Below are 20,201 nucleotides of genomic sequence, written 5' to 3'. Positions count from 1 at the left end.
CGCTTTACAACTTACCAAGTGCGTGGGAAATCAGCCGGCGCTTTACGGCCGGCAATTTGTCCAGCAAGTTTAGCCCGAAATTGCGCACTGCGCGCACCGGTTCCAGGTCGGTTCCAAACAGGCGTTCCAGGCCGTCGGTGGTGGCCAGCATCAGGCTCACCTCCTCCTTGCGGGCGCGGGCATAGCGCGCCAGCACCCGTTCATCTCCAATGGAACGGTGTTCCTCGCGCTCCGCCACCGCCTTGACCAGCTCCTGCACGTCGCCGAAGCCCAGGTTCATGCCATGGCCGGCCAGCGGATGCACCACGTGGGCCGCATCGCCCACCAGGGCCACGCGCGGCGCCACCATCGAATGCGGGCGCATCAGGCGCAACGGGAAGGCCTTCACGTCTTCCGGCTGCAGCGGCGTCAGTTTGCCCAGTTTCTCCTGCGCAAACACCGCCAGGCGCTCGGCCAGGGCGGCGGCGCCTTCACGGCACAGGGTGTCGGCCAGCATATCCGGTGCCGACCACACCAGCGACACCCGGTCGCCCGGCAGCGGCAGCAAGGCCACAATGCCCTGCTCCCCGGTGAACCACTGGTGCGCCACGCCATGGTGCGGCAGCTCACAGGCGAAGTTGGACACCACGCCGCTCTGGTTATAAGGACGGTAATCGAGCCCGATATCGCACTGCCCGCGCACCCAGGACTGGGCGCCATCGGCGCCGACCACCAGTGCGGCGCCCAGGTGGGAGCCGTCGTCCAGCGTGATCACGGCGCCCTCCGCGTCATGCTTGAGCGCCACCGCCTTGCCGTGCACGAAATGCACGTTCTGGGCAAAACGCAGCGCCGCATCGAGGGCCTGGTTCAGGTTGCGGTCTTCCACAATCCAGCACAGGGTGCCGGTATGGGCGCCGTAAGCGTCAAAATTCAGCGCGCCGGCCTTGGCGCCATCGCCGTTGACCAGCATGGCGTCGACCGGAGCGATACGCGCCTGGTCCATGGCGCCCCAGACTTTCAGGGAATCCAGCAGGCGGTGGGCGGTGTGGTTGAGGGCGAACACGCGGACATCCCAGCTCGCCTCATCCGGACGGGCCGACGCCGGGGGCGGTCCCAGCAACGTCACGCTCAATCCGGATTGGGCAAAGGCAAGTGCTGCCGTTTTGGCAATGGCGCCATTGCCGACGATACAGACCGCAGTCTGTACATGGTGATGCGTGGGCTTGTTCATCCAGCCATTATAGCTTTCCCACAACGGAAAAAAGACTATTGCAAAGCAAGGAATCCCTGCTATAATGCTGCCTCTTGGCCTGGTAGCTCAGTTGGTAGAGCAGAGGATTGAAAATCCTTGTGTCGGTGGTTCGATTCCGCCCCGGGCCACCAAGAACATCCGTGTCGAAACGCCGATCCATGCAGATCGGCGTTTTTGTTTTCAGCGCAATAAGTCCTCGTGTCCGATCTATTTCCGGCGCACCACCCTCTACCCCGCACCACCGTCCGAATCGTCCGGTCGCCGCCGTTCGAAGCGGCCTTAAACAACAATTCGCCCAACAAGTACTCTCAAATGCGTACCGCAAATTGCCAGCACGTGGAATTGGCACCCGTTCGGCAAGACACGATAGCTCAATCCGCCTGCGCGAGAAAGAACCTCACCATCTCGGCCGACGCATCGGGCCCATTCGGATCCGTGTAGGAGCCGGCAGCGCTGCCGCCCGACCAGGCGTGGCCTGCGCCGTGCAACGACCAATGCTCGGCCACGCTGCGGCCGTTGGCGTCCATCATCACCATCTTGGTGTACGCCCTGCCGCCAGCGTTGACGGTGCGCTCTTTGGTGCGACGCAACGCTTCACCGGACAAGGGTGGGCAAAGAAACTGCTCCAGTACCGCCTCGCCATTCCCCGCATGCACCACCTCGTCGCAGTCCCCGTGGAACACGATTACCGGCACCCGCTGGCGCACGCGGCCGTTCGTCTTGCGGCCAGCGCGCGGCGCCTTCTTCATCGCTGCCAGCCCCGTAATCAGGTCACGCGCCTTCCCCACCGGCAGGCCGGAATGGACACCAACTGCCGCATACATGTCGGGATAGGCCGCCGCCATGATGGCGGCCATCGCACCGCCAGCGGACAAACCGGCCACGTAAACGCGCCGCTCGTCGGCCTGCCACTCGTCGACGATTTGTTGCGTCATGCCAGCGATCAGGTCCGGCTCGCCTTCGCCGCGCTCCTGGTGCACGGCCTCGAACCAGTTCCAGCACAGCGTGGGGTTGGCGCCGCGCGACTGTTCCGGATAGAGCACGAGACAACCATGCTGTTCCGCCACGGCATTCATTGCGGTGCCGGCCGCAAAATCGTCGGAATTCTGCGTGCATCCGTGCAGCATGACGATAAGCGGACGTGGGCCGGTCGGCGCCGTCGATGGCACGTACAACTTGTATTGGCGCGTACCGGCAATACCCGTGAACGATCCTGGCAGAAATTCCCCCGGCGCGCGCGGATCGCGCACCGGCGCAGTTTGCCGCTTGCGCATTGGCGTGGGTTTGCGCGTCGGGCGCGCGCCCGGCGCCATGGTCGGCGTCAATCCCGGCGCATAGCCGGGATCGACGCCACCTTGCGCGGGCAGCAGGCCTGCCGCCTTTAGCGCGTTCTGGATGACTTCATTGGCGCTATGCGGATCCTGCGCCTGGGTCAGGCGTGCTGCTTCCATCATCTTTCCGAGGAATTGTTCAAACGGTTTCATGGTTGTCTCCAATAGCTAGGTGTGAAGGCGATCGGCCAGCGCATCCCTCACCGCCGCCGATGCCACGAATGCACCAAGGACGCGGAGGGACGCGATGGCCGCCTGTGCCAGTTTGGGCGGCACGTCATCCTCGATGGTCACCAATCCCAGCACGTGGATTTCCAACTGTTCGCCGGCCGCGACCACGCGTTCGAGCTCGGCGCGCGAATAGCGCTGCAGGCCCGTGACATAGCGCTTGCGCAGCACCGTCTGGCGGATCTCTTCCGCATGCTGTTGCAGAAGGTTGCGCACGGCGGTGCGCACGAAGTCGGTGCGATTGGTATAGAAGCCCTCTTCCACCAGTAAATCCATCTGGGCCAAATCCACCAGCCCGAGATTCACCGTCACCTTGTCCGTGTCCGGCAGCCTTTTCTTGATATCAACTATTTTCACTTCAAATCCTCTCCGATACTTAAAATATACTCCCAGCATACTCCAATTGGAGTATAAATATCAGAATACAAGAGTAAGATGAAATTTGGGGGGAGTTTCAAGATGGGATGTTGTTGGTTTTGCGAGAGAACTGGGATCGGAAGGGGCTCCGGTGACACTGGTCGGGCATGGCTCAGCTATCGGGGTGTGCGCGGACGAGCGGCCGATCGATTCCGCCCCGGGCCACCAAGAATAAAAAGTGAAAACGCCGATCCTCGTGGTCGGCGTTTTTCGTTTCCCCTTCGCTTCTTCAACTTCCCGCTCCATTTCCGTTTCGCCGGCCAATGCGACTGGCAACTGAGCGGCATTCAATGTCAGTGCCAGATCCGGTAAACCCAGTAACTCTCATGCCCCAGTCGTTCCGGCAGCAGCGTGCTGGGGCTGATGCCTGAGAGGTCCCGGGCATCGCGGCTCAGATGCGCTTGGTCGGAATAGCCTTGGCGATATGCCGCCTCACCGAGCGACAGCTTGCCCGCCAGAGTATCGTCGCGCGCCTGCACAGACGCCTGTTCTGTACGCTGCCTGCCCCTCCCAGACGCCGCACCCAGTCGCCCAACAGCCCATCCGTCAGGCCGCCTGCCTGGCGGACGGCGCGCCAGCATATTGTTACAGCGCGCCCATATCCAGGCCCGTTAACCGATGGAACGAGTCAAGGAAAAACATCACCACCAAAAATTCTAGCCAATGTCGCAAAAATTCAAGACGTCGTCCCGGCGTCAATTCACACTGACGCCTCGACCTTTAATTTGGAGTATGCAGTGGAACACATTCGAGTTGTTGGAATGCGCCCGGCGTGGGGCTTGCCAAGCAGTAGCCCGTTTTGCCTGAAATTGGAAACCTGGCTGCGGATGGAAAAAATTCCGTATATCGCAATCGCCCTAACCAAACCACCTCGTTCGCACACAGGCAAAGTGCCCTACATACTCAGAGCGGATGGCAGCACAGTGGCCGACAGCAATGTCATTATCAGCGGCATCGCCGAGGAATTCAGCATTGATCCCGCGCACGGTGCCAGTGCGGAAGAGCGCGCGCGGACGCACCTTATACTTCGCACGCTGGAGGAAAGTCTCTATTTCGCCGCTGTGTGGGAGCGCTGGCAGCAAACTGAATACTGGCCCACGACGAGAGACGCGATATTTGGGTACCTGCCACCCATCCTGCGGCAATTGTTGGCAATGACGATTCGCCGAAAGATGCTGGCAAGCCTTCAAGGACAGGGTATTGCAAGGCACGATTCTGCGCGCATCGCCGCCATCGGACAAGCGGATCTGGTGGCCCTTTCGTCGCTATTGGGCGAGCGCCCCTACTTTCATGGTGATAAGCCCGGCCTGGCTGACGCGTCCGCGTACGGCACATTGGCCAACTTGCTGGCCTTTCCGCACTCAACACCTTTAAAACGGGTGGTTGAACAACATGAAAACCTGGTCGATTTTTGCGGACGCATGAAAAATGCCTTTTGGAGCGAGGCGGCCAGCGATGGCGCCTCTTAAGACGTAAGCCCCGGGCCACCAGGAATAACAAGTGAAAATGCCGACCCATGCAGGTCGGCGTTTTCGTTTTCAGCCCTTTTCAGTGCGTGGCACGTTCAGGTAGCGGAGGCTGAGGACCGCATAACAAATCATCGCAGCGGTAAGGCCATGCAGGATGTAATCAGTTCTGGGCAATAGCAGGGCAAGCCCGGTCAACACGAAGACGACCAGGGTGTTGACGACCAGCTGCTGCCGCAGTTCGGGAATCTCCATAAAGTAGGCGTACTGCTTGCCGATGAAAAAGCAGACCGCGCCGATGACCGCCAGCACCCTGAAATCGGATACCGCCATACTGTCCAGAATCGCGTGCCGGATCAGGCTGGCCAGGATCGACAGGCCGATGAAAACGAAAAAATGCGATAAAAGCACCGAATGGCCGGTCGTGAGCTTCTGTCTGGTCAGCAGGTGGAAACTGTCAAAGTAGACCCACCAGATGGCCGATATCATCACAAACCCGGTGACGGCGGTCAGTAGCGTCTCCACCGTCCAGCTAAAGTTGGCCAGTCCTGCGGACAGGCTGCTGACGGACTCTCCCAGCATGATGATCGTGAGCAGGCCCACCCGCTCGATCAGGTGTTCGGTATGCACCGGGATCACCTCGAGCCGAGGCGGCAAGAAAAAGATGAAAGCAAGCAGATCGAAGGCAATTCCCAGGTAAAACACGCCATATCGCAGTGGCGGCGGGAAAAGGATCGACGCGAGGCTAATGGTGGCGCCAGCGACAACCACCCAGCAAACTGCCGTTGTAAGCTTATCGCACCCTTTGTGCCGGTACTTTGAAACGAAATACATCATGGCGATGATGTATTTCGAGAGGGTGTAGCCAACGACGATGGCGCCAAAGCTGGCCAGGAATCGTTGGTCGATCAGGCCGGAGATGATGATCAGCAGGAACATGATGCACAGGGTTGCCAGCCGATGCTTGCGGTCATCGGCGTCGAACCGGTTGGCATAGACCGTATGGCTGACCCAGATCCACCACAACGGCAGGAAAATCAGGACGAATTTCCAGAACTGGAGCGGGTCGAGCCGCCCCTCGTGCGTGTGGCTCAGGATATGCGTGACATCCCCAATCGTCACGACAAAAATCAGGTCAAAGAACAACTCGAGCCAGGTGGCAGTACGATTGGGCTCGAAATATTTGGTGTTGCGCATATCACCCGCCCCCTTTGCCACGTCAAATTTGCCCGGCTGGACACACCGATTGTAGTCTTTAGCAACCTGGCGGACGACCTCAATCGCGGGATTGTTTGGGACGGGTTTTAATAATAGGATGACACCCTGTTATTTCTCCACTCAAAAGGATCGGACATGCCCGGATATCGCGCGGTGATCACCGCCTGTTTGTTTGCAGCCAGCAGCGCCAGTATGGCGGAGCCACAGGCCAGCAAGAATGCCATCAAGGCCCACATTGACTTCCTGGCGGACGACCGCATTGAGGGGCGGGAAACCGGCAGCCGCGGCTATGATATCGCCGCCAGCTACGTGGCAGCGCAATTTGCCCAGCACGGCGTAGCGCCCAAAGGCGACCAGGGCACTTACCTGCAGCACGTGCCGCTGCGCTTAGCGACGGCAATTCCGGATTCCGCCGTGGCAGAGCTGATTTCGGGCGCCGGCACTGAACGCCTGACACTCGGCAGCGATTTTGTCATGGGTACCCGCGTCGGCGAGTCGCCGTCGGCCAAAGCGGCGCCGCTGCTTTTTGTTGGCTACGGCATCCGCAGCAAGGCGATGCAGCATGACGACTACAAGTCAGCCGATGTGAAGGGCAAGATTGTGGTGGTGCTGCAAGGCTACCCAAGCCGCTTCCCGTCCGAAGTCGGCGCGCACCTTGGCAGCGCGCGTGAAAAGGTCCGGGTGGCTGCCCAGCTGGGTGCAGCCGGCGTGGTGGTGATGTGGACCCCAAAATCGGAAAAGACCACGCCTTTCGCGGCATTGAAACGCAATATGGGTTTCCCCGCCATGTCGTGGACCGACGCTTCCGGCAAGCCTGAAGGCAGCTTCCCCTTCATGCAGGACAGCGTGACCGTCAGCATGGATGGCGCGAAAAAGCTGTTCGCCAAGGCCGACACCAAGCTGGAAGATATCTATGCCGCGGCCGAAGCCAACCAGCCACTGCCCCAGGTGGACCTGAAGCAATCGCTGCGTGCATCGCAAGGGGCGACCCGGCGCGACACCAGGAGCAGCAATGTGGTCGGCATGATCCCGGGCAGCGATCCGCTGCTGAAGAATGAGTACGTGGTGTTCAGCGCCCACCTGGATCATCTGGGCATCGTGCCGGAAAAGAGCGGCGACAATATCTACAACGGCGCCATGGACAACGCATCCGGCGTGGCGATCCTGATCGAGATGGCGCGTATGTTCAACGCCCTGCCCGTCAAGCCGAAACGCTCGGTCCTGTTTATCGCCCTGACCGGCGAAGAGAAGGGCCTGCTGGGCTCCGACTATTTCGCCAGCAACCCGACGGTGCCGCAGAAGGATATCGTGGCCAACGTGAACCTCGATATGCCTTTGCTGAATTATGACTTCAGCAGCGTGGTGGCGATGGGCGCCGAGCATTCCAGCCTGAATACCGCCGTGACCAACGCCGTGAAAAAGGTTGGCGTGACCGTCGGCCCGGACCCATGGCCGGAGCAGGCGATCTTTGTGCGCTCCGACCACTACAGCTTTGTGCGCCAAGGCATCCCATCGATCATGCTGGTGACCGGCCAGACCTCGTTCAGCAAGGAAGAAAACGCGGCACAGCAATGGGGCGACTTCTTCGCCAAGCGCTACCACAAGCCGAACGACGACTTGAGCCAGCCATTCAACTTCGACGCGGCGATCCGCTTCGCCAAGGTGAATTACAACCTGGCGCTGGAAGTCGCGAACGCGAAGGATCGCCCGGTATGGAACCAGGGCGATTTCTTCGGCGATACCTTCCGAAAGTAAGACGGAAATCAGGCGCTGCGTTTGGTCACCACCACTTCCAGGTATTCACCTGGAACCACCAGCGACGCGGCGCCTGCAGTATTGAACCGGTCCAGCAGGTCGGTGATGTCCTTCTCCAGCGCCTTCTCGCCATCCGCACCGACTGCGGCAAATGCCTTGTACACCGGCCCATAATAGTCGCGGAATATCTGCAGCCAGTGCGCGGCGGAGGCGTAGCGGAAGTTGAAGGTCTTGCGCACCGCCTCAATGCGCGCGGCATGGCTGCCGAACAGTTCCCTCAGATAGTCTTCCGTGCCCCACATGGCGGGCGATTTCAAGCCGGCCGGTGGCGGCACATGTTTGCCTATGGTCTTGAACAGCTGGCCGATAAAGCCTTCCGGCGTCCAATTGGCCATGGCGATGCGCCCGCCGGGGCGGACCACCCGCATCATCTCGCTGGAGGACTGGGCGTGGTTGGGGGTGAACATTACGCCGAAGGTCGATAACGCGGCGTCGAAACTAGCATCTGCAAACGGAAGCGCCTCTGCGTCGGCTTCGCGGAACTCGATCGCCAGGCCTTCGGCGGCTGCGCGCACCTTGCCCTTCTCCAGCAGCGCCGGGACGTAATCGGTGGAAGTGACCCTGGCGAAGCGGCGCGCCGCCGCCAGCGTTGCGTTGCCGTTCCCGGCGGCAATATCAATCACTTTTTCGTTGGCGCGGATATCGGCCGCCTCGGCCAGCGATTCGCCGACGATTTGCAGCGTGACGCCGATGATGGCGAAATCGCCGCTGGCCCAAGTCGCCTGCTGGCGTTGCTTGATGGCAGCAAAGTCTGGCGCGCCGGCATCGCGCGGCTGCTGGGTTGACGGCGTGGACTGGCTGGGCTGGCTCATGACACTCTCCTTGTAAATGGATCGGACTGACTCCAACAAGTTAGGTGACAAAATCAACCAGCGCCAGTGGTTTGTACGGGCCGCGAACGCAGTGTGAAGTAAGACGCGATGATCGCCACGGTGATCACGCACATGAACACGAACTGGAAGCGCGTGTCAGGATTGAAAGCCAGCGACAGCAGCACCGCCATCAGTGTCAGCAGCGCGATTCCATTGCCGTAGGGGTAGAGCCAGGCCTTGAAGGGAATTTCGCCGGACGTGGACGCGGGCGACGCCATCCGCATCCGTGCATGGGCCAGGATGATGACGATCCACACCATCATGATGAAGGCGCCGCTGCTCTTGGCCAGCGTCATGAACAAGTCGCCGCCGCTGACGAAATGCACCATCAGGATCGCCACGCACACGGTGAAACTCAGCGCCAGTGCATTGAGCGGAACCCCACGCGCGTTGGTGCGGCCGAACAGCGCCGGTGCGTAGCCGCGCTGGCTCAGGGAATACATCATGCGCGAATTCGAGAACAGGAAGGAATTCATCACCGACATGAAGGATACGAACAGCACGATCTTCAGCGCCGTCGCAGCCCAGGGATAGCCGGCCAGGCTGAACAAGGCCACGTAAGGCGACTTCAGGTTGACGGTATCGGTCCACGGCAAGCACAGGATCAGGATCGACACCGAGCCCACATAAAACACCATCACCCGGAAGATCACGCTGCGGATAGCCTTGATCACATTCTCGCGCGGATTCTCCGACTCCCCTGCCGCCACCGCGGCAATCTCGCTGCCGCCCAGCGAAAAGATCACCACCGTCACGCCGGCCAGCACCGGCCCCATCCCGTTCGGCATGAAGCCGCCATGCGCCGTCAGGTTAGCCAGGCCGGGCGCAGCAAAGCCGCTCTGCAAATTCAACAGGATCGACACGCCCAGCACCATGAAAATCAGGATCGCGCTGATCTTCGCAAACGAAAGCCAGTACTCAGCTTCGCCAAATGAGCGCACCGAATAGATATTGCTGGAGATGACGATCAGGAGCATCAGCAAGGCTCCCACCCATACCGGCAGCCCGGGCAGGAAGTCATGCAGGATGGCGCCCAGCAGGATCGCTTCGATGGTAATGGTGATCATCGACTTGAACCAGTACAGCCAGCCCACCGAGTAGCCCGCCCATTCACCCAGGTACATGCTGGCGAAGGTGGAGAACGAACCGCTGTCAATGGTGCGGATCGCCATTTCGCCGAGCATGAACATCACCAGGGTGACGATAGAACCGCCGATCAGGTAGGACAGGATCGCCGCCGGCCCGGCGCTGGCAATGATCGCTCCCGATCCGACAAAAAGGCCGGCGCCAATTACGCCGCCCAGGGCGATCATGGTGATATGGCGTTGTTTAAGGCTATGAGCCAGTTCATACTTACCCTTCAAGCATCACCCCCATCGAAAATGTGCAACGCTACTTTAAAAGCATGTCACTGCAAACACTACCCGCCCAACCTCCGTTTCGACAATAACACCAAATGATCTGTGACAACGTCATCCCCTCGCACAACTCATTTAGCACTAGCACGTAACCATTCACTCTCGGGACGAGCAATGAGGCGGGAATTGGTATACGCCCATTCAAGCGGATAAATAGTATGGGCTTGATAATTACCAGAATCCGTTCGCTCTACAACGAGCGCTACATCAACTCTTTCCTCTGATATTAAGCAAAGAGGTAAAAGCATGTGGAGTTTATTTCTGCTGCTGTAATAAACAGGAATCGCGGTCTTATAGTTCCAGCGCACCTTCTTCAAAGCCAGATCCATCGCTCGACGGAAGGCATCCATGATCATACGATAAGCGAAATCATCCTTTTTCAAATATGCAGCGACCTCGTCCTTATATTCATCAATCTCTTCCTCCGTCATACCATTACATGACTTCACATTGAAATCCTGTGTGGTGCGCTTTAGCAATTCAACAGGTATTCTATCGATATTCTCTTCGATAATATGCTCCCAATCTGTGTAAATCTGGGCATTAACGTCAAAAAAAATATCCGCAGGGTTATTGAAATAATAGGCCGCCTCAGGCAGTTCTCTGAAGATTTTTACTAGCTGCTTTCCAGCAAAATTTTCGCCAGCCACACAGAAGCTGTCCAAAAACCAAGGTGGCGCCCCGCGCTCATTGGTTTTCAGCAACGCGTAAACCGGCTGAAAACGCCTGTCGACCAAGCCCGTGTTAAACGCAGCCATCTCTCCGCAGACCTTAACTTTGTCCTCATAGACAAGTCGAGAGTAAGTATGGCGTACATAGTTCTTTAAGTAGAAGTGCGGATCCTTATCATCACCCCAGGGCTCTGGACGTGCCAGCTCGGCGAGCCGTGTCCACTTGTCGGAATGGATGAATGCGAACTCGTTAAGTTTTGCCGGAGACGTTTGAGTAGACTGACGCATCAGTGTTATCGGTGCCGAAGCTTTGCTAGCGTTCGAGTCGCCAAGAATTGTGGCGATCACAGGTCGCTCTGCGCCGCTGGTCAGGTGCGTGACGAAATATCTTGGAGGATAAATCGAATCATCTTTGACCACTTGCACAACGTCCGACACCTTTTCTAACAAAGGGCGTAGTTTTTCCGCACCATACTTATGAGGCGAGAATGTTTCGTCTACTTGAACCAGGAACGTGCCTAAGCGGGCCAAATCAATTGGCTGCTCAACATCTGCGCTTCGCGCCAGCGAAAAGGCTTGTGAAATTGTTTGCTTGAGTGAGTTTAAATCGCTGCTCATATATCTTCTTTCAAGTTAAATTAATACTCCCTGGGCATCCACACGCTTGCCCAGGAATGCAAATTGAGATCCATCTCGATCTTTTAGTCGAACAAGCTGCGAATCAGCGCGATACCGCCCGCAACAACCATCACCGCTCCGACTGCGGGAGCAGCTGCAGTCGCCGCAGCAGTGAGCCCAACGACCTCCAAACCAATCACTGTGCCACTAGCAGCGAGGTATCCCATGCCAGCACCAGCGCCAGCCGCCACAGCTGAGCGCTGGCTAGACACTTCATCCGTACCGGTAATTGCACGAGAGAGCTTTTCACCAGCAAGGCCAGCGGGGAGAGCTTTATCAATCATGGTCAATCCTTTCATATCGGGTTGCCGATGCTGATTGCATTCGGTAACAAGAACTTTAGCGGTTCGTGAACGTTTGTTAACGGAGATTTACCGGAGGTACGATCAACGGTATCCATCAGTGCCAGGGATGGGCTTCAGCCCTTCTATCAAACACGTTGTATTCCCTTTCATACTCCATAGCCTCCGCAACCCGATGCTCCTCAAACCATCGCCCAGTTGATCTCTTAACGCCCGATCCCACTCGCTGGAGGGCTCGTCACCTTTTTCAAGCTCACGCAAAATTGATAAGGTGCTTCCCTTGATGTCCCGCTCGTAAACCTCGCCATACAGTTTTGCCCAAGGCGTTAGCACATCGAGACGCTTGATCCGAACCTCACCGCCGCCAGCATTGCTACCTCGGAATTGATATTGGAAAAGCGAAGCCGAGAAGAAAAGGATATCCGGGGCAATACGCAGAGCAGCGAAACGATTCTCTCGAACTTCAACTAACCCGCGCAAACTTGGCTGAATCTTGTCTTGCAAACTTCGAATGGTGGGGATGAGATTCGCCGCATCGATCCAGCCCCCCTCTAAAAGCTTCAGCTCTGAATTGTCAGCAAGAAGTATTTCAAATCCACGTGCGTGCCACCCGAGTAAAATAAGGATCTGCCACTCAGCTTCCGATAATGCACGAGACGGCGAAATTGGCTTTTCTTTTCCCGGTTTCCCGAATTGGAAAACTGCGGCACTGTCCCCCATAAGGTCTAACATCTTACTTTCGCCTGCGAAAGTGAGCGAACTTGCGGAAGAATCTGGAATTGACCTCAATTTCTTATCGAGTTCCTTTCCCCAAGCTTGGTGCAGAACATCAACATAGGCAGAGTTTCCGTCAAATCGCTGAGGAGAAATCATTTCGTCAATGGAAAACCATTTTAAATTATCAGATCGATTCGAAATTTGGGAAAGTAAATGTGTTTCGCCGATGTGAGTTAATTTTATTTCGTACAGATAGAATTTATACGCACTAAAGGCATGTCGATTACTAGGGCCATTGACCTCCTTGTACACCGGCAACACCGAAACATCCTCTTCGTACGAATAATGAACCCCGGCGACCAAGTCAATTTCCTCTTTGAGCTCACGCTTTAGAGTGGAAGTTATGTTCGCTTTGACAACATCTGAGTCGATTTCCGAAACTTCCCTCAAAATTTTTGGGCGCAGCTGATGATTCAGAGGTAAGTCGTCCAAATTGAAACGTCCGCCTATGAGTCCAAAGGTTTTTTGCCCTTGGCGCGCCTTATCCTCGCGGCGATGCATAAGGAACCGGTCCGCAAGACGGATCCACGCCCATGCCACATGCACTACGCGGATGGGAGCCGCTTGTGGGTTTAGCTGCTGGCGAGCAATTTCCATTTGCCGCAAAATCGCGCGCTGAACGTCTTTATCACATTCCGGCGCATCGTTCGACCAGTAACCACTTGGGAAAAGCACTTGACCGGGAGTAGACAGACAACTCAACCACGAACATGCCAACAAATACGCAGGGTAGGAAACAAAAGCCCACTTGCCTTCATTTAAATCAATCGGATCGAGCAGTGCCAGCACTTCGAATTGACGACGAATGCTCCAAATCAAAGCTCGGGCGGTATCTTCCGAAAAATGCAATTCCGTTATCGCACGAAGAAGTTCACTTTCCACTAGCGACTCGCGTCGCCCTCCCTCTTGGGCGTGCAATGGCAAAAGTGCGAGCGCGACCTTAAGGGCTTCATTTGGGGATATATTTTCGTCTTTGATCTTCAACTGTTGGCCATTCCATTCCTAGTTATTGAACGTTGCCTTTCGACCGATTCAAAATGTAACCGATATTTCAGTACCTCGACAGTACTTCTTGCCCGCCCCCGCATTAACACAAAGGTTAATGCAATCCTTCGCACACCCATGGTGATGAACTCGAATAAAAAAACGCCACGTTTAGGTGGCGTTTTTCGGATTTATCCCGCTGTGAGAAATTGAAGACACCGCAAACGGGGGCTCGCAGCTCAAAAGCTAATCAATTACGGCTTGGCGGCTGGCGCGGCGCCGGAGGCGCCAGCGGCGGCTTTGGCGAAGTCGCCGGCCTTGACCACCGAAACCGCTTCCGGCTTCAGGTTGGCGCGCAGGGCTTCGTTGACTTCGGCCACGGTCAGCGCGCTGACTTTGGCTTCCAGGTCTTTGTCGAAGGCCATAGTGCGGTCGTAGCTCAGGTAGCCCGCCAGGCGGTTGGCCAGGCCGGCGTCGCCGGTACGGCCCACTTGCTGCGATTGCAGCCAGGCTTTCTTGGCATCGGCCAGTTCGGCTTCGGTGAAGCCGTCCTTGAGCGCCTTGTCGAGCTCTTCACGCAGGGCCGCTTCCACCTTGACGGTGTTTTGCGGCGCGCTGATGGCGAAGGCCAGCCACATGCCGGCCGGATCGCGGCTCGGCACCGACAGCTGCGAACCCACGCCGTAGGACAGGCCTTCCTTCTGGCGGATGCGGTCCGCCAGTCGGCTGCGCAGGGCGCCGCCGCCCAGCATGTAGTTGCCCATCAGCAGGGCCGGATAGACCGCCGCATCGTCCTTCAGCGGCACCGGCTGGATCGCGAACAGGACCGAGTTGGCCTTGTCCGGAGTCTCGAGCGCGACTTTCTGGCCGGCCACCGGCTTGATGGCGCTGGCGATGCGCACGTATGGCTGCTCCGCCTTCCAGTTGCCGAACAGCTTCGCTGCTTGCGCCTTCACCGCTGCGGCGTCGAAATCACCCACCACCGACATGGTGGCATTGCCGGCGCCGTAGTAGGCCTTGTGGAAAGCTTTGACGTCAGCCAGGGTCACGGCTTTTTCCAGCGCCAACTGCTCCGGCAGGGTATTGGCATGACGTACGTGGCCAGCCGGGAAGGCATTGGTCAAGCGCTGCATCGCGTTGGCAGCCAGCGGCTGCGGTTCGGTCATCTGCTGCTCGGTACCGGAAACGATTTCGCGCTGGCGCTCGGAGAAGTCCTTGGCGTCGAAGGCCGGCTTCATCAGCGATTCGCCCACCAGGTCGAGCACCGCCGCCAGGTTGTCGCGCGTGGTGGTCACGGAGACAGTCACACCCTCGGCGCCGCCGTTGATGTTCACGTTGGCCTTGAGCTTGTCGAAGGCATCCTTGATTTCCTGGCGCGACAGGCGTTCCGTGCCGTCGGTCAGCAAGGACGCGGTGAAGTTGCCGATGGTGCCCTTGCCCATCAAGTTCTCGGCCGTGCCCATGCGCAGCTGCACGATGGCGCTGACGGTGTTGCCCTTGGTGGTCTTTGGCAGCAGCGCGAGCTTCATGCCGTTGGCCAGGGTCGAACGCTGCACGCGTTTTTCGATATTGTCCGGACTCGGGTCGAACACTTCGCCTTGCGCGATCACGGCGCGGCCCTTGTAGTCCTGCACCAGGGCGGCGATGTCCGGGGTCTTCGGCACTTCAGCGCGGTCGGCGCCGTCGGTCGGGATGAAGCGCGCCACGGTGCGGTTGGACGATTTCAGGTACTTGGCCGCTACCGCCTGCACTGCCGCCACGTCGACTTTCTCGACCTGGTCGCGGCGCAGGTGGAACAGGCGCCAGTCGCCGGCAGCCTGCGCCGAAGTCAGGGCGATAGTGAAGCGGGCGGTGTCGTTGACCACCAGGTCGGTGTCCTTGGCGATGGCGGCCTTGGCGCGCGCCACTTCAGCTTCGGTGACCGGGTTGGATTTGATGTCTTCCAGCGCCTTCAGCATTGCTTCTTCCACCGCAGCGGTCTGGCCGTCTTTCGGCACCACGGCGGCGAACAGGCGGTAGCCCGGCTCCATGTGGTTGAAGTCCAGGTCCATCACGGAAGACGCCAGCTTGGCATCCACCAGCGCCTTGTGCAGGCGGCCGGCCGGTGCATCGGTCAGGATCTTGCCCAGCACCTGCATGGCGGCGGAGTCGGTATGGCTGGCCGGGGCAACGTGGTAGCCGGAGACCACCAGCTGGGTGCCGCCGGCGCGGCGGATGGTGACGGAACGCTCGCCGTCCTGGGTCGGCTCGGAGGTGTAGGTCGGCGCCAGCACGCGGGTTGGCTTAGGGATCTTGCCGAACAAGTCGTTGATCTGGCCCAGCACCTTGGCTTCATCGAAGCGGCCGGCGACCATCAGGATCGCGTTGTCCGGCTGGTAGTAGCGGTTGTAGAAGGCGCGCAGGCGGTCGACGTTGACGCCTTCGATATCGGAGCGGGCGCCGATGGTCGACTTGCCGTAGTTGTGCCAGTCGAACGCCACCGACATGGTGCGCTCGAGCGTAACGCGGAACGGATCGCTCTCGCCGCTTTCGAACTCGTTGCGCACAACGGTCATTTCACCCTTCTGGGTCTTGTTGTTCCACAGGTCGTCCTGGCTGATCGGCGAGTTGACCATGCGGTCGGCTTCCAGCGCCAGCATCTGCTTCAGGTTCTCGTCGTTGGCCGGGAAGGTGGCGAAGTAGTTGGTGCGGTCGTACCAGGTGGTGCCGTTGAAGCGGCCGCCGATCTGGTTCAGCACTTCCACCGGCGACTTGGTGCCCTTCTTGATGCCGAAGTTGGCGGTCGGCTTGAACAGCAGGTGTTCCAGCAAGTGCGCCATACCGGTCTCGCCGTAGTTCTCGTGGCGCGAACCCACCATGTAGACGATGTTGGTGGTCAGGGTCGGCTTGCTCGCATCCGGGAACAGCAGCACGCGCAGGCCGTTGGCCAGGCGGTATTCGGTGATGCCCTCAACCGAGGTGACTTTGACAGGGGCAGCCTTGGATACGGCGGCCTTGGCCGGTACGGCCGGCGCAGCGGCGAACGCTGGCGACAGGATCCCTGCGCTCAGCATGATGGCGGTAAGCAGCTTCACTGTTGGAAGTTCCTATAAAAAAATTAAGGTTACAAATTATATAACCCCAGGAACTTCTACGGCGACAATTTGGCCGCCGGGTGCGCAAACAGCTCCAGCGCGGAATACGTCAGCGCCGCCACGCCGGCGCGGATGGTCGGCTCGCGGTCCGGCGCAAAGAACGGCGTGTGCGCGCCCGGCGTCAGGCCACCGGCAGCCTTGGCCTGCGCATACAGCCCTGGCTCCACCATCCCCACCCGCAGCTGGATGGCGGGAGCGCCTGCTGCCCGGCCGAATACGCCGAAATCTTCCGATCCGGTGGTGGGTCCGATGGGCAGCACATTGGCTTCGCCCATCTTGCCGCGCAAGGCGGTGAGCAACTGGCCGGCCAGCTTGACGTCGTTGACCACCACTTCCGACGCTTCTTCCGGATTGACGAAGACCAGCGGCTCACGCGGCGCACCGGCCGCCAGCGCCTCGGCCTTGGCGATGCGCGCGATCGAGGCCAGCAGCTTCTTTTGCACTTCCGGCTTGTAGGAGCGCACCGTCAACTCCAGCTTGGCCTCCTCGGAAATGATGTTGCGCTTGCTGCCGCTGTGGAAGGTGCCCACCGTCACCACCGCCGGGTCGAACGGATTGTTCTCGCGCGCGACGATGGACTGCAGCGCCACCACCGTGCGTGCGCCGAGCAGCACCGGGTCAACCGTCAGGTGCGGCGAGGCGCCGTGCCCGCCCTTGCCGTAAAAGGTGATGTCGACCGCGTTGTTGGCCGCCGACGCCGGCCCCGCCACAATGCCGACCTGGCCGGCCGGGATGAGATTGGTGTCGTGCAGGCCCAGCACCACATCCGGTTTCGGGAAGCGCGTGAACAGGCCATCCTTGACCATGGCCTCGGCGCCGCTGGTCAGCTCTTCGGCCGGCTGCCCGACGAACACCAGGGTGCCGCGCCACTTGTCCTTTGCACGCGCCAGCAATCGGGCAGCCCCAACCCAGGACGCCATATGGATATCGTGGCCGCACGCATGCATCACCGGCACCACATTGCCTTTGGAATCCGTCGCGGTCACCGTGCTGGCGTAAGGCAGCTTGGTCTGCTCCTTGACCGGCAGCGCATCCATATCGGTGCGCAGCATGATGATCGGCCCCGCACCATTCTTCATCACGCCCACCACACCCCAGCCGCCGACGCGCTCCGTCACGCTGTAGCCGGCCTCACGCAACTGCTTCGCCATTTTGGCGGCGGTCTGCTCTTCCTGCAGCGACAGCTCGGGATTGCGGTGCAGGTCGATATAGAGCGCATCGAGCGCCGGATAGATGGCGTCAAGACCATCAAGCTGCGGCGTCGCCGCCAATGCTGCCAGTGCCACCAAAGTCGCCAAGCCCGTCATTGCCGCCTCCCATATGGAATGAGCGACAAGTATCACATGACAGTTGACGGCTGCCCACTTCCGGCCTATATTTAACTAATAAGTTAATTAATCAATTGGTGAAATTCGATGCAAGACCGTCTCAGCCAGACTTTTTCCGCCCTGGCGGATCCGACCCGGCGTGCCATGCTGGCCCGGCTGTCGCTGGGGGAAGCCAACGTCTCCGACCTGGCCGAACCTTTCCTGGACGAGATGAGCTTGCCGGCAGTGACCAAACATTTGCAGGTGCTCGAGAAGGCCGGCCTCATCACCAAGACGCGCAAGGCGCAATGGCGCTCCTGCAAGATCAATGGCGATGGACTCAAGGATGCCGCCGACTGGATGGAGCAGTACCGGGTGTTCTGGGAAGAGAGTTTCGACCGCCTCGATGCTTACCTGAAAACCGTCACAGGAAAAAAAGGAGATGACAATGTCTGACTTCAGCGCCCCGAACGAAATCCGCATCATCCGCACCTACGACGCGCCAGTGCAGGCGGTGTGGGATGCCTGGACCGACCCGGCCCAGGTGGCGCAATGGTGGGGACCGCGCGGCTTCACGCTCACCACCCATAGCAAGGACCTGCGCGTCGGCGGTAAATGGCGCTACACTATGCACGGGCCGGATGGTAAAGACTGGCCGAATGTCACGCTGTACCATGTGGTCGAACCGCTGCGCAAACTGGTCTACGACCATGGCGGCACCGACGACACGCCGCCGCTGTTCAAGGTCACCGTGCTGTTTGAGGAAGTGGACGGCAAGACCCGCATGGACATGACCATGGGCCTGGCCGACGCTGAAACGGCGCGTCAGACGCGCGCCTTCATCAAACAGGCCGGCGGCGATTCGACCTGGGACCGCCTGGCCGAATACCTCGGCAAGCGCCTGGCCGACGAGGACAAGTTCGTCATCAACCGCAGCTTCGAAGCGCCGCGCGAAGTGGTGTTCGACATGTGGACCAATCCCGAGCACCTGGCGCGCTGGCTGCCGCCGACCGGCATGGAGATGCGCTTCATGCACGCCGACATCCGCACCGGCGGCAAGTCCTTCTTCAGCATGGGAAACGAGGCATTCACCTTGCATGGCCGCGCGCAATACGAACTGATTCGCCGCCCCGACCTGCTGGTCTACACCCAGCAGTTCTGCGACGAGAGCGAAAACATTGCGCGCCACCCGATGCTGCCGGTATGGCCGGAATCCATGCGCGTCACCGTGGCCTTTGCGGCCGAAGCCGAAAACCGCACGCGCGTCACCGTTACCACCGATATTGCGGGCAAAGCGACAGCGGAAGAAGTGGCGGCCTTCGTGGCGCACCGCGCCAGCATGACGATGGGCTGGAGCGTGTCCTTCGACAAGCTGGAAGCCGCCCTGGCGGGCTAAGCCTCAGGATCCGGCCAAGGCCTCTTTCAGCGCGATCGAGGCCATGGTACGGATGCCCTCATACGACTTGGCCGAGGCGATGAAGCGGCCGTTGTGGCAGAAGCCCGCATCCGGCACGCCGGTCACCGCCGCCAGTTCGGCATCGCGCAGGCCGGCCCAGGATTCGGGCAGGTTGGCGCGGGCGTCGAAGGTCTCCGGGCTAACTGGCACGGTGCTGATCAGGTAGCGCTGCTCGGCGATGCTGTGGCTGATCACGAACAGCACCTTGGGCATCTCCTTGCGCACCACCTGGCTCCACGGCAGCGCGGCATTTTTCAGGAACAGGACCTTGCCGTCCTCCAGCACTTCCGACTGGCGCACCTGCTCCAGCGCCAGCAGTGCGCCGACACGGTATTTCACGCCGTTGACCATGATGTCGGTCAGCACCTGCACCGCGCGCAGGAATTGCTCCAGGCGGTAGTCGTCCGCCGCTTCGCCCAGCCTCTGCTCGTCGAGCCAGTTCGGGTTGAAGCCGGACACCACGGCCGACAAGCCATAGCTGCCAGGCGCGCTTTTCGCCGCGCCCACGTCCGACAAATCCAGGTACTGCACCACATCGGCATCGATACCGTAGGCGATCTCGCGCGCCTTATCCTCCGGCAGCTGGTGGCCAGTGTGGGCCAGCGCCATTGCGCTGACGCAGCGCGCGCCATACTCGCGCCACACCAGGCCCGCGCTGGCGTATGGCACGCCGGTCTGGCGCGCCGCGCTGAAGCCCTTCTGGTGGTGGTCGAAACGGCCGCTGGCCGGGTCCCAGATGCCGCCGACGTCGACCGCGAAGTCGCCCGCCTCGATGGTGGCGGCATCGCGCGTGCGCACCACTTGCGCCGCAGGGAATAACACTTTCAGGGCAGCGACAGCCCACGCATCGTCCGCGTGGAATTTGCCGCTGTGAGTCACTATGACCATGGGAAGTC

At 59.5% G+C, this 20,201-nt stretch carries 17 protein-coding genes and 1 tRNA gene; 5 read left to right on the top strand and 13 right to left on the bottom strand.

What is annotated here, in order from left to right:
• Nucleotides 1–4: 4 nt before the first annotated feature.
• Nucleotides 5–1,210: an FAD-dependent monooxygenase gene (locus tag AAHE99_RS06020; RefSeq protein WP_342115435.1), complete on the bottom strand. Its 1,206-nt coding sequence runs from the start codon at nucleotides 1,208–1,210 to the stop codon at nucleotides 5–7.
• A 76-nt stretch (nucleotides 1,211–1,286) separates the two neighbouring features.
• Here AAHE99_RS06020 and AAHE99_RS06015 point away from each other — a divergent pair.
• Nucleotides 1,287–1,362: transfer RNA gene (locus AAHE99_RS06015), tRNA-Phe, on the top strand.
• A gap of 240 nt (nucleotides 1,363–1,602) precedes the next feature.
• Here the strand turns inward: AAHE99_RS06015 and AAHE99_RS06010 are convergent.
• The 3 genes from AAHE99_RS06010 to AAHE99_RS06000 form a co-directional block, all read right to left on the bottom strand.
• A complete protein-coding gene (locus AAHE99_RS06010) occupies nucleotides 1,603–2,715 on the bottom strand; it encodes an extracellular catalytic domain type 1 short-chain-length polyhydroxyalkanoate depolymerase (RefSeq protein WP_342115433.1) in 1,113 nt (370 codons plus the stop codon).
• 15 nt (nucleotides 2,716–2,730) lie between these two features.
• Nucleotides 2,731–3,147: a CopG family transcriptional regulator gene (locus AAHE99_RS06005; RefSeq protein WP_342115430.1), complete on the bottom strand. Its 417-nt coding sequence runs from the start codon at nucleotides 3,145–3,147 to the stop codon at nucleotides 2,731–2,733.
• A gap of 353 nt (nucleotides 3,148–3,500) precedes the next feature.
• Nucleotides 3,501–3,686 carry a hypothetical protein gene (locus tag AAHE99_RS06000; RefSeq protein WP_342115428.1) on the bottom strand — a complete coding sequence of 62 codons (186 nt, stop codon included), beginning with the start codon at nucleotides 3,684–3,686 and terminating at the stop codon, nucleotides 3,501–3,503.
• Nucleotides 3,687–3,944: 258 nt separating this feature from the next.
• Between AAHE99_RS06000 and AAHE99_RS05995 the strand changes: the two genes are divergently transcribed.
• Nucleotides 3,945–4,676, top strand: coding sequence for a glutathione S-transferase family protein (locus AAHE99_RS05995; RefSeq protein ID WP_342115427.1), 732 nt, complete (start codon nucleotides 3,945–3,947; stop codon nucleotides 4,674–4,676).
• A gap of 69 nt (nucleotides 4,677–4,745) precedes the next feature.
• Here the strand turns inward: AAHE99_RS05995 and AAHE99_RS05990 are convergent, their stop codons facing one another.
• Entirely contained in the window at nucleotides 4,746–5,870 is a 1,125-nt protein-coding gene (locus AAHE99_RS05990; RefSeq protein WP_342115425.1) for a low temperature requirement protein A, read from the bottom strand.
• 156 nt (nucleotides 5,871–6,026) lie between these two features.
• Between AAHE99_RS05990 and AAHE99_RS05985 the strand changes: the two genes are divergently transcribed.
• Nucleotides 6,027–7,646 carry a M28 family metallopeptidase gene (locus tag AAHE99_RS05985; RefSeq protein WP_342115423.1) on the top strand — a complete coding sequence of 540 codons (1,620 nt, stop codon included), beginning with the start codon at nucleotides 6,027–6,029 and terminating at the stop codon, nucleotides 7,644–7,646.
• 8 nt (nucleotides 7,647–7,654) lie between these two features.
• Here AAHE99_RS05985 and AAHE99_RS05980 read toward each other — a convergent pair whose 3' ends face one another.
• From AAHE99_RS05980 to AAHE99_RS05950, 7 genes are all read right to left on the bottom strand, one after another.
• Complete coding sequence (locus AAHE99_RS05980) at nucleotides 7,655–8,518, bottom strand: class I SAM-dependent methyltransferase (protein ID WP_342115421.1); 864 nt, start codon at nucleotides 8,516–8,518, stop codon at nucleotides 7,655–7,657.
• Nucleotides 8,519–8,571: 53 nt separating this feature from the next.
• Complete coding sequence (locus AAHE99_RS05975) at nucleotides 8,572–9,891, bottom strand: amino acid permease (RefSeq protein WP_342115476.1); 1,320 nt, start codon at nucleotides 9,889–9,891, stop codon at nucleotides 8,572–8,574.
• Nucleotides 9,892–10,067: 176 nt separating this feature from the next.
• Nucleotides 10,068–11,285, bottom strand: coding sequence for a DUF3825 domain-containing protein (locus AAHE99_RS05970; RefSeq protein WP_342115419.1), 1,218 nt, complete (start codon nucleotides 11,283–11,285; stop codon nucleotides 10,068–10,070).
• An 83-nt stretch (nucleotides 11,286–11,368) separates the two neighbouring features.
• Nucleotides 11,369–11,644 carry a hypothetical protein gene (locus AAHE99_RS05965; RefSeq protein WP_342115417.1) on the bottom strand — a complete coding sequence of 92 codons (276 nt, stop codon included), beginning with the start codon at nucleotides 11,642–11,644 and terminating at the stop codon, nucleotides 11,369–11,371.
• Between the two features lie 87 nt (nucleotides 11,645–11,731).
• A complete protein-coding gene (locus AAHE99_RS05960; protein WP_342115415.1) occupies nucleotides 11,732–13,408 on the bottom strand; it encodes a hypothetical protein in 1,677 nt (558 codons plus the stop codon).
• A 254-nt stretch (nucleotides 13,409–13,662) separates the two neighbouring features.
• Nucleotides 13,663–16,482 carry a M16 family metallopeptidase gene (locus AAHE99_RS05955; RefSeq protein ID WP_342115413.1) on the bottom strand — a complete coding sequence of 940 codons (2,820 nt, stop codon included), beginning with the start codon at nucleotides 16,480–16,482 and terminating at the stop codon, nucleotides 13,663–13,665.
• 56 nt (nucleotides 16,483–16,538) lie between these two features.
• Nucleotides 16,539–17,849 carry an amidohydrolase gene (locus AAHE99_RS05950; RefSeq protein WP_342115411.1) on the bottom strand — a complete coding sequence of 437 codons (1,311 nt, stop codon included), beginning with the start codon at nucleotides 17,847–17,849 and terminating at the stop codon, nucleotides 16,539–16,541.
• Between the two features lie 108 nt (nucleotides 17,850–17,957).
• On the opposite strand from AAHE99_RS05950, the gene AAHE99_RS05945 reads away from it, so the two are divergent.
• The gene (locus tag AAHE99_RS05945; RefSeq protein WP_342115409.1) at nucleotides 17,958–18,305 is read left to right on the top strand and encodes an ArsR/SmtB family transcription factor; all 348 of its coding nucleotides are present in this window, start codon (nucleotides 17,958–17,960) and stop codon (nucleotides 18,303–18,305) included.
• A complete protein-coding gene (locus AAHE99_RS05940; protein ID WP_342115407.1) occupies nucleotides 18,298–19,245 on the top strand; it encodes an SRPBCC family protein in 948 nt (315 codons plus the stop codon). The genes AAHE99_RS05945 and AAHE99_RS05940 overlap by 8 nt, the downstream gene beginning before the upstream one ends.
• 3 nt (nucleotides 19,246–19,248) lie before the next feature.
• Here AAHE99_RS05940 and AAHE99_RS05935 read toward each other — a convergent pair whose 3' ends face one another.
• Complete coding sequence (locus tag AAHE99_RS05935) at nucleotides 19,249–20,193, bottom strand: MYG1 family protein (protein WP_342115405.1); 945 nt, start codon at nucleotides 20,191–20,193, stop codon at nucleotides 19,249–19,251.
• Nucleotides 20,194–20,201 lie beyond the last annotated feature (8 nt).

The sequence above is a fragment of the Pseudoduganella sp. OTU4001 genome (assembly GCF_038440195.1).
Classification (GTDB): domain Bacteria; phylum Pseudomonadota; class Gammaproteobacteria; order Burkholderiales; family Burkholderiaceae_D; genus Rugamonas.
Note: the sequence above shows the minus strand (reverse complement) of the source record. Positions and strands in the feature narration are given on the sequence as shown.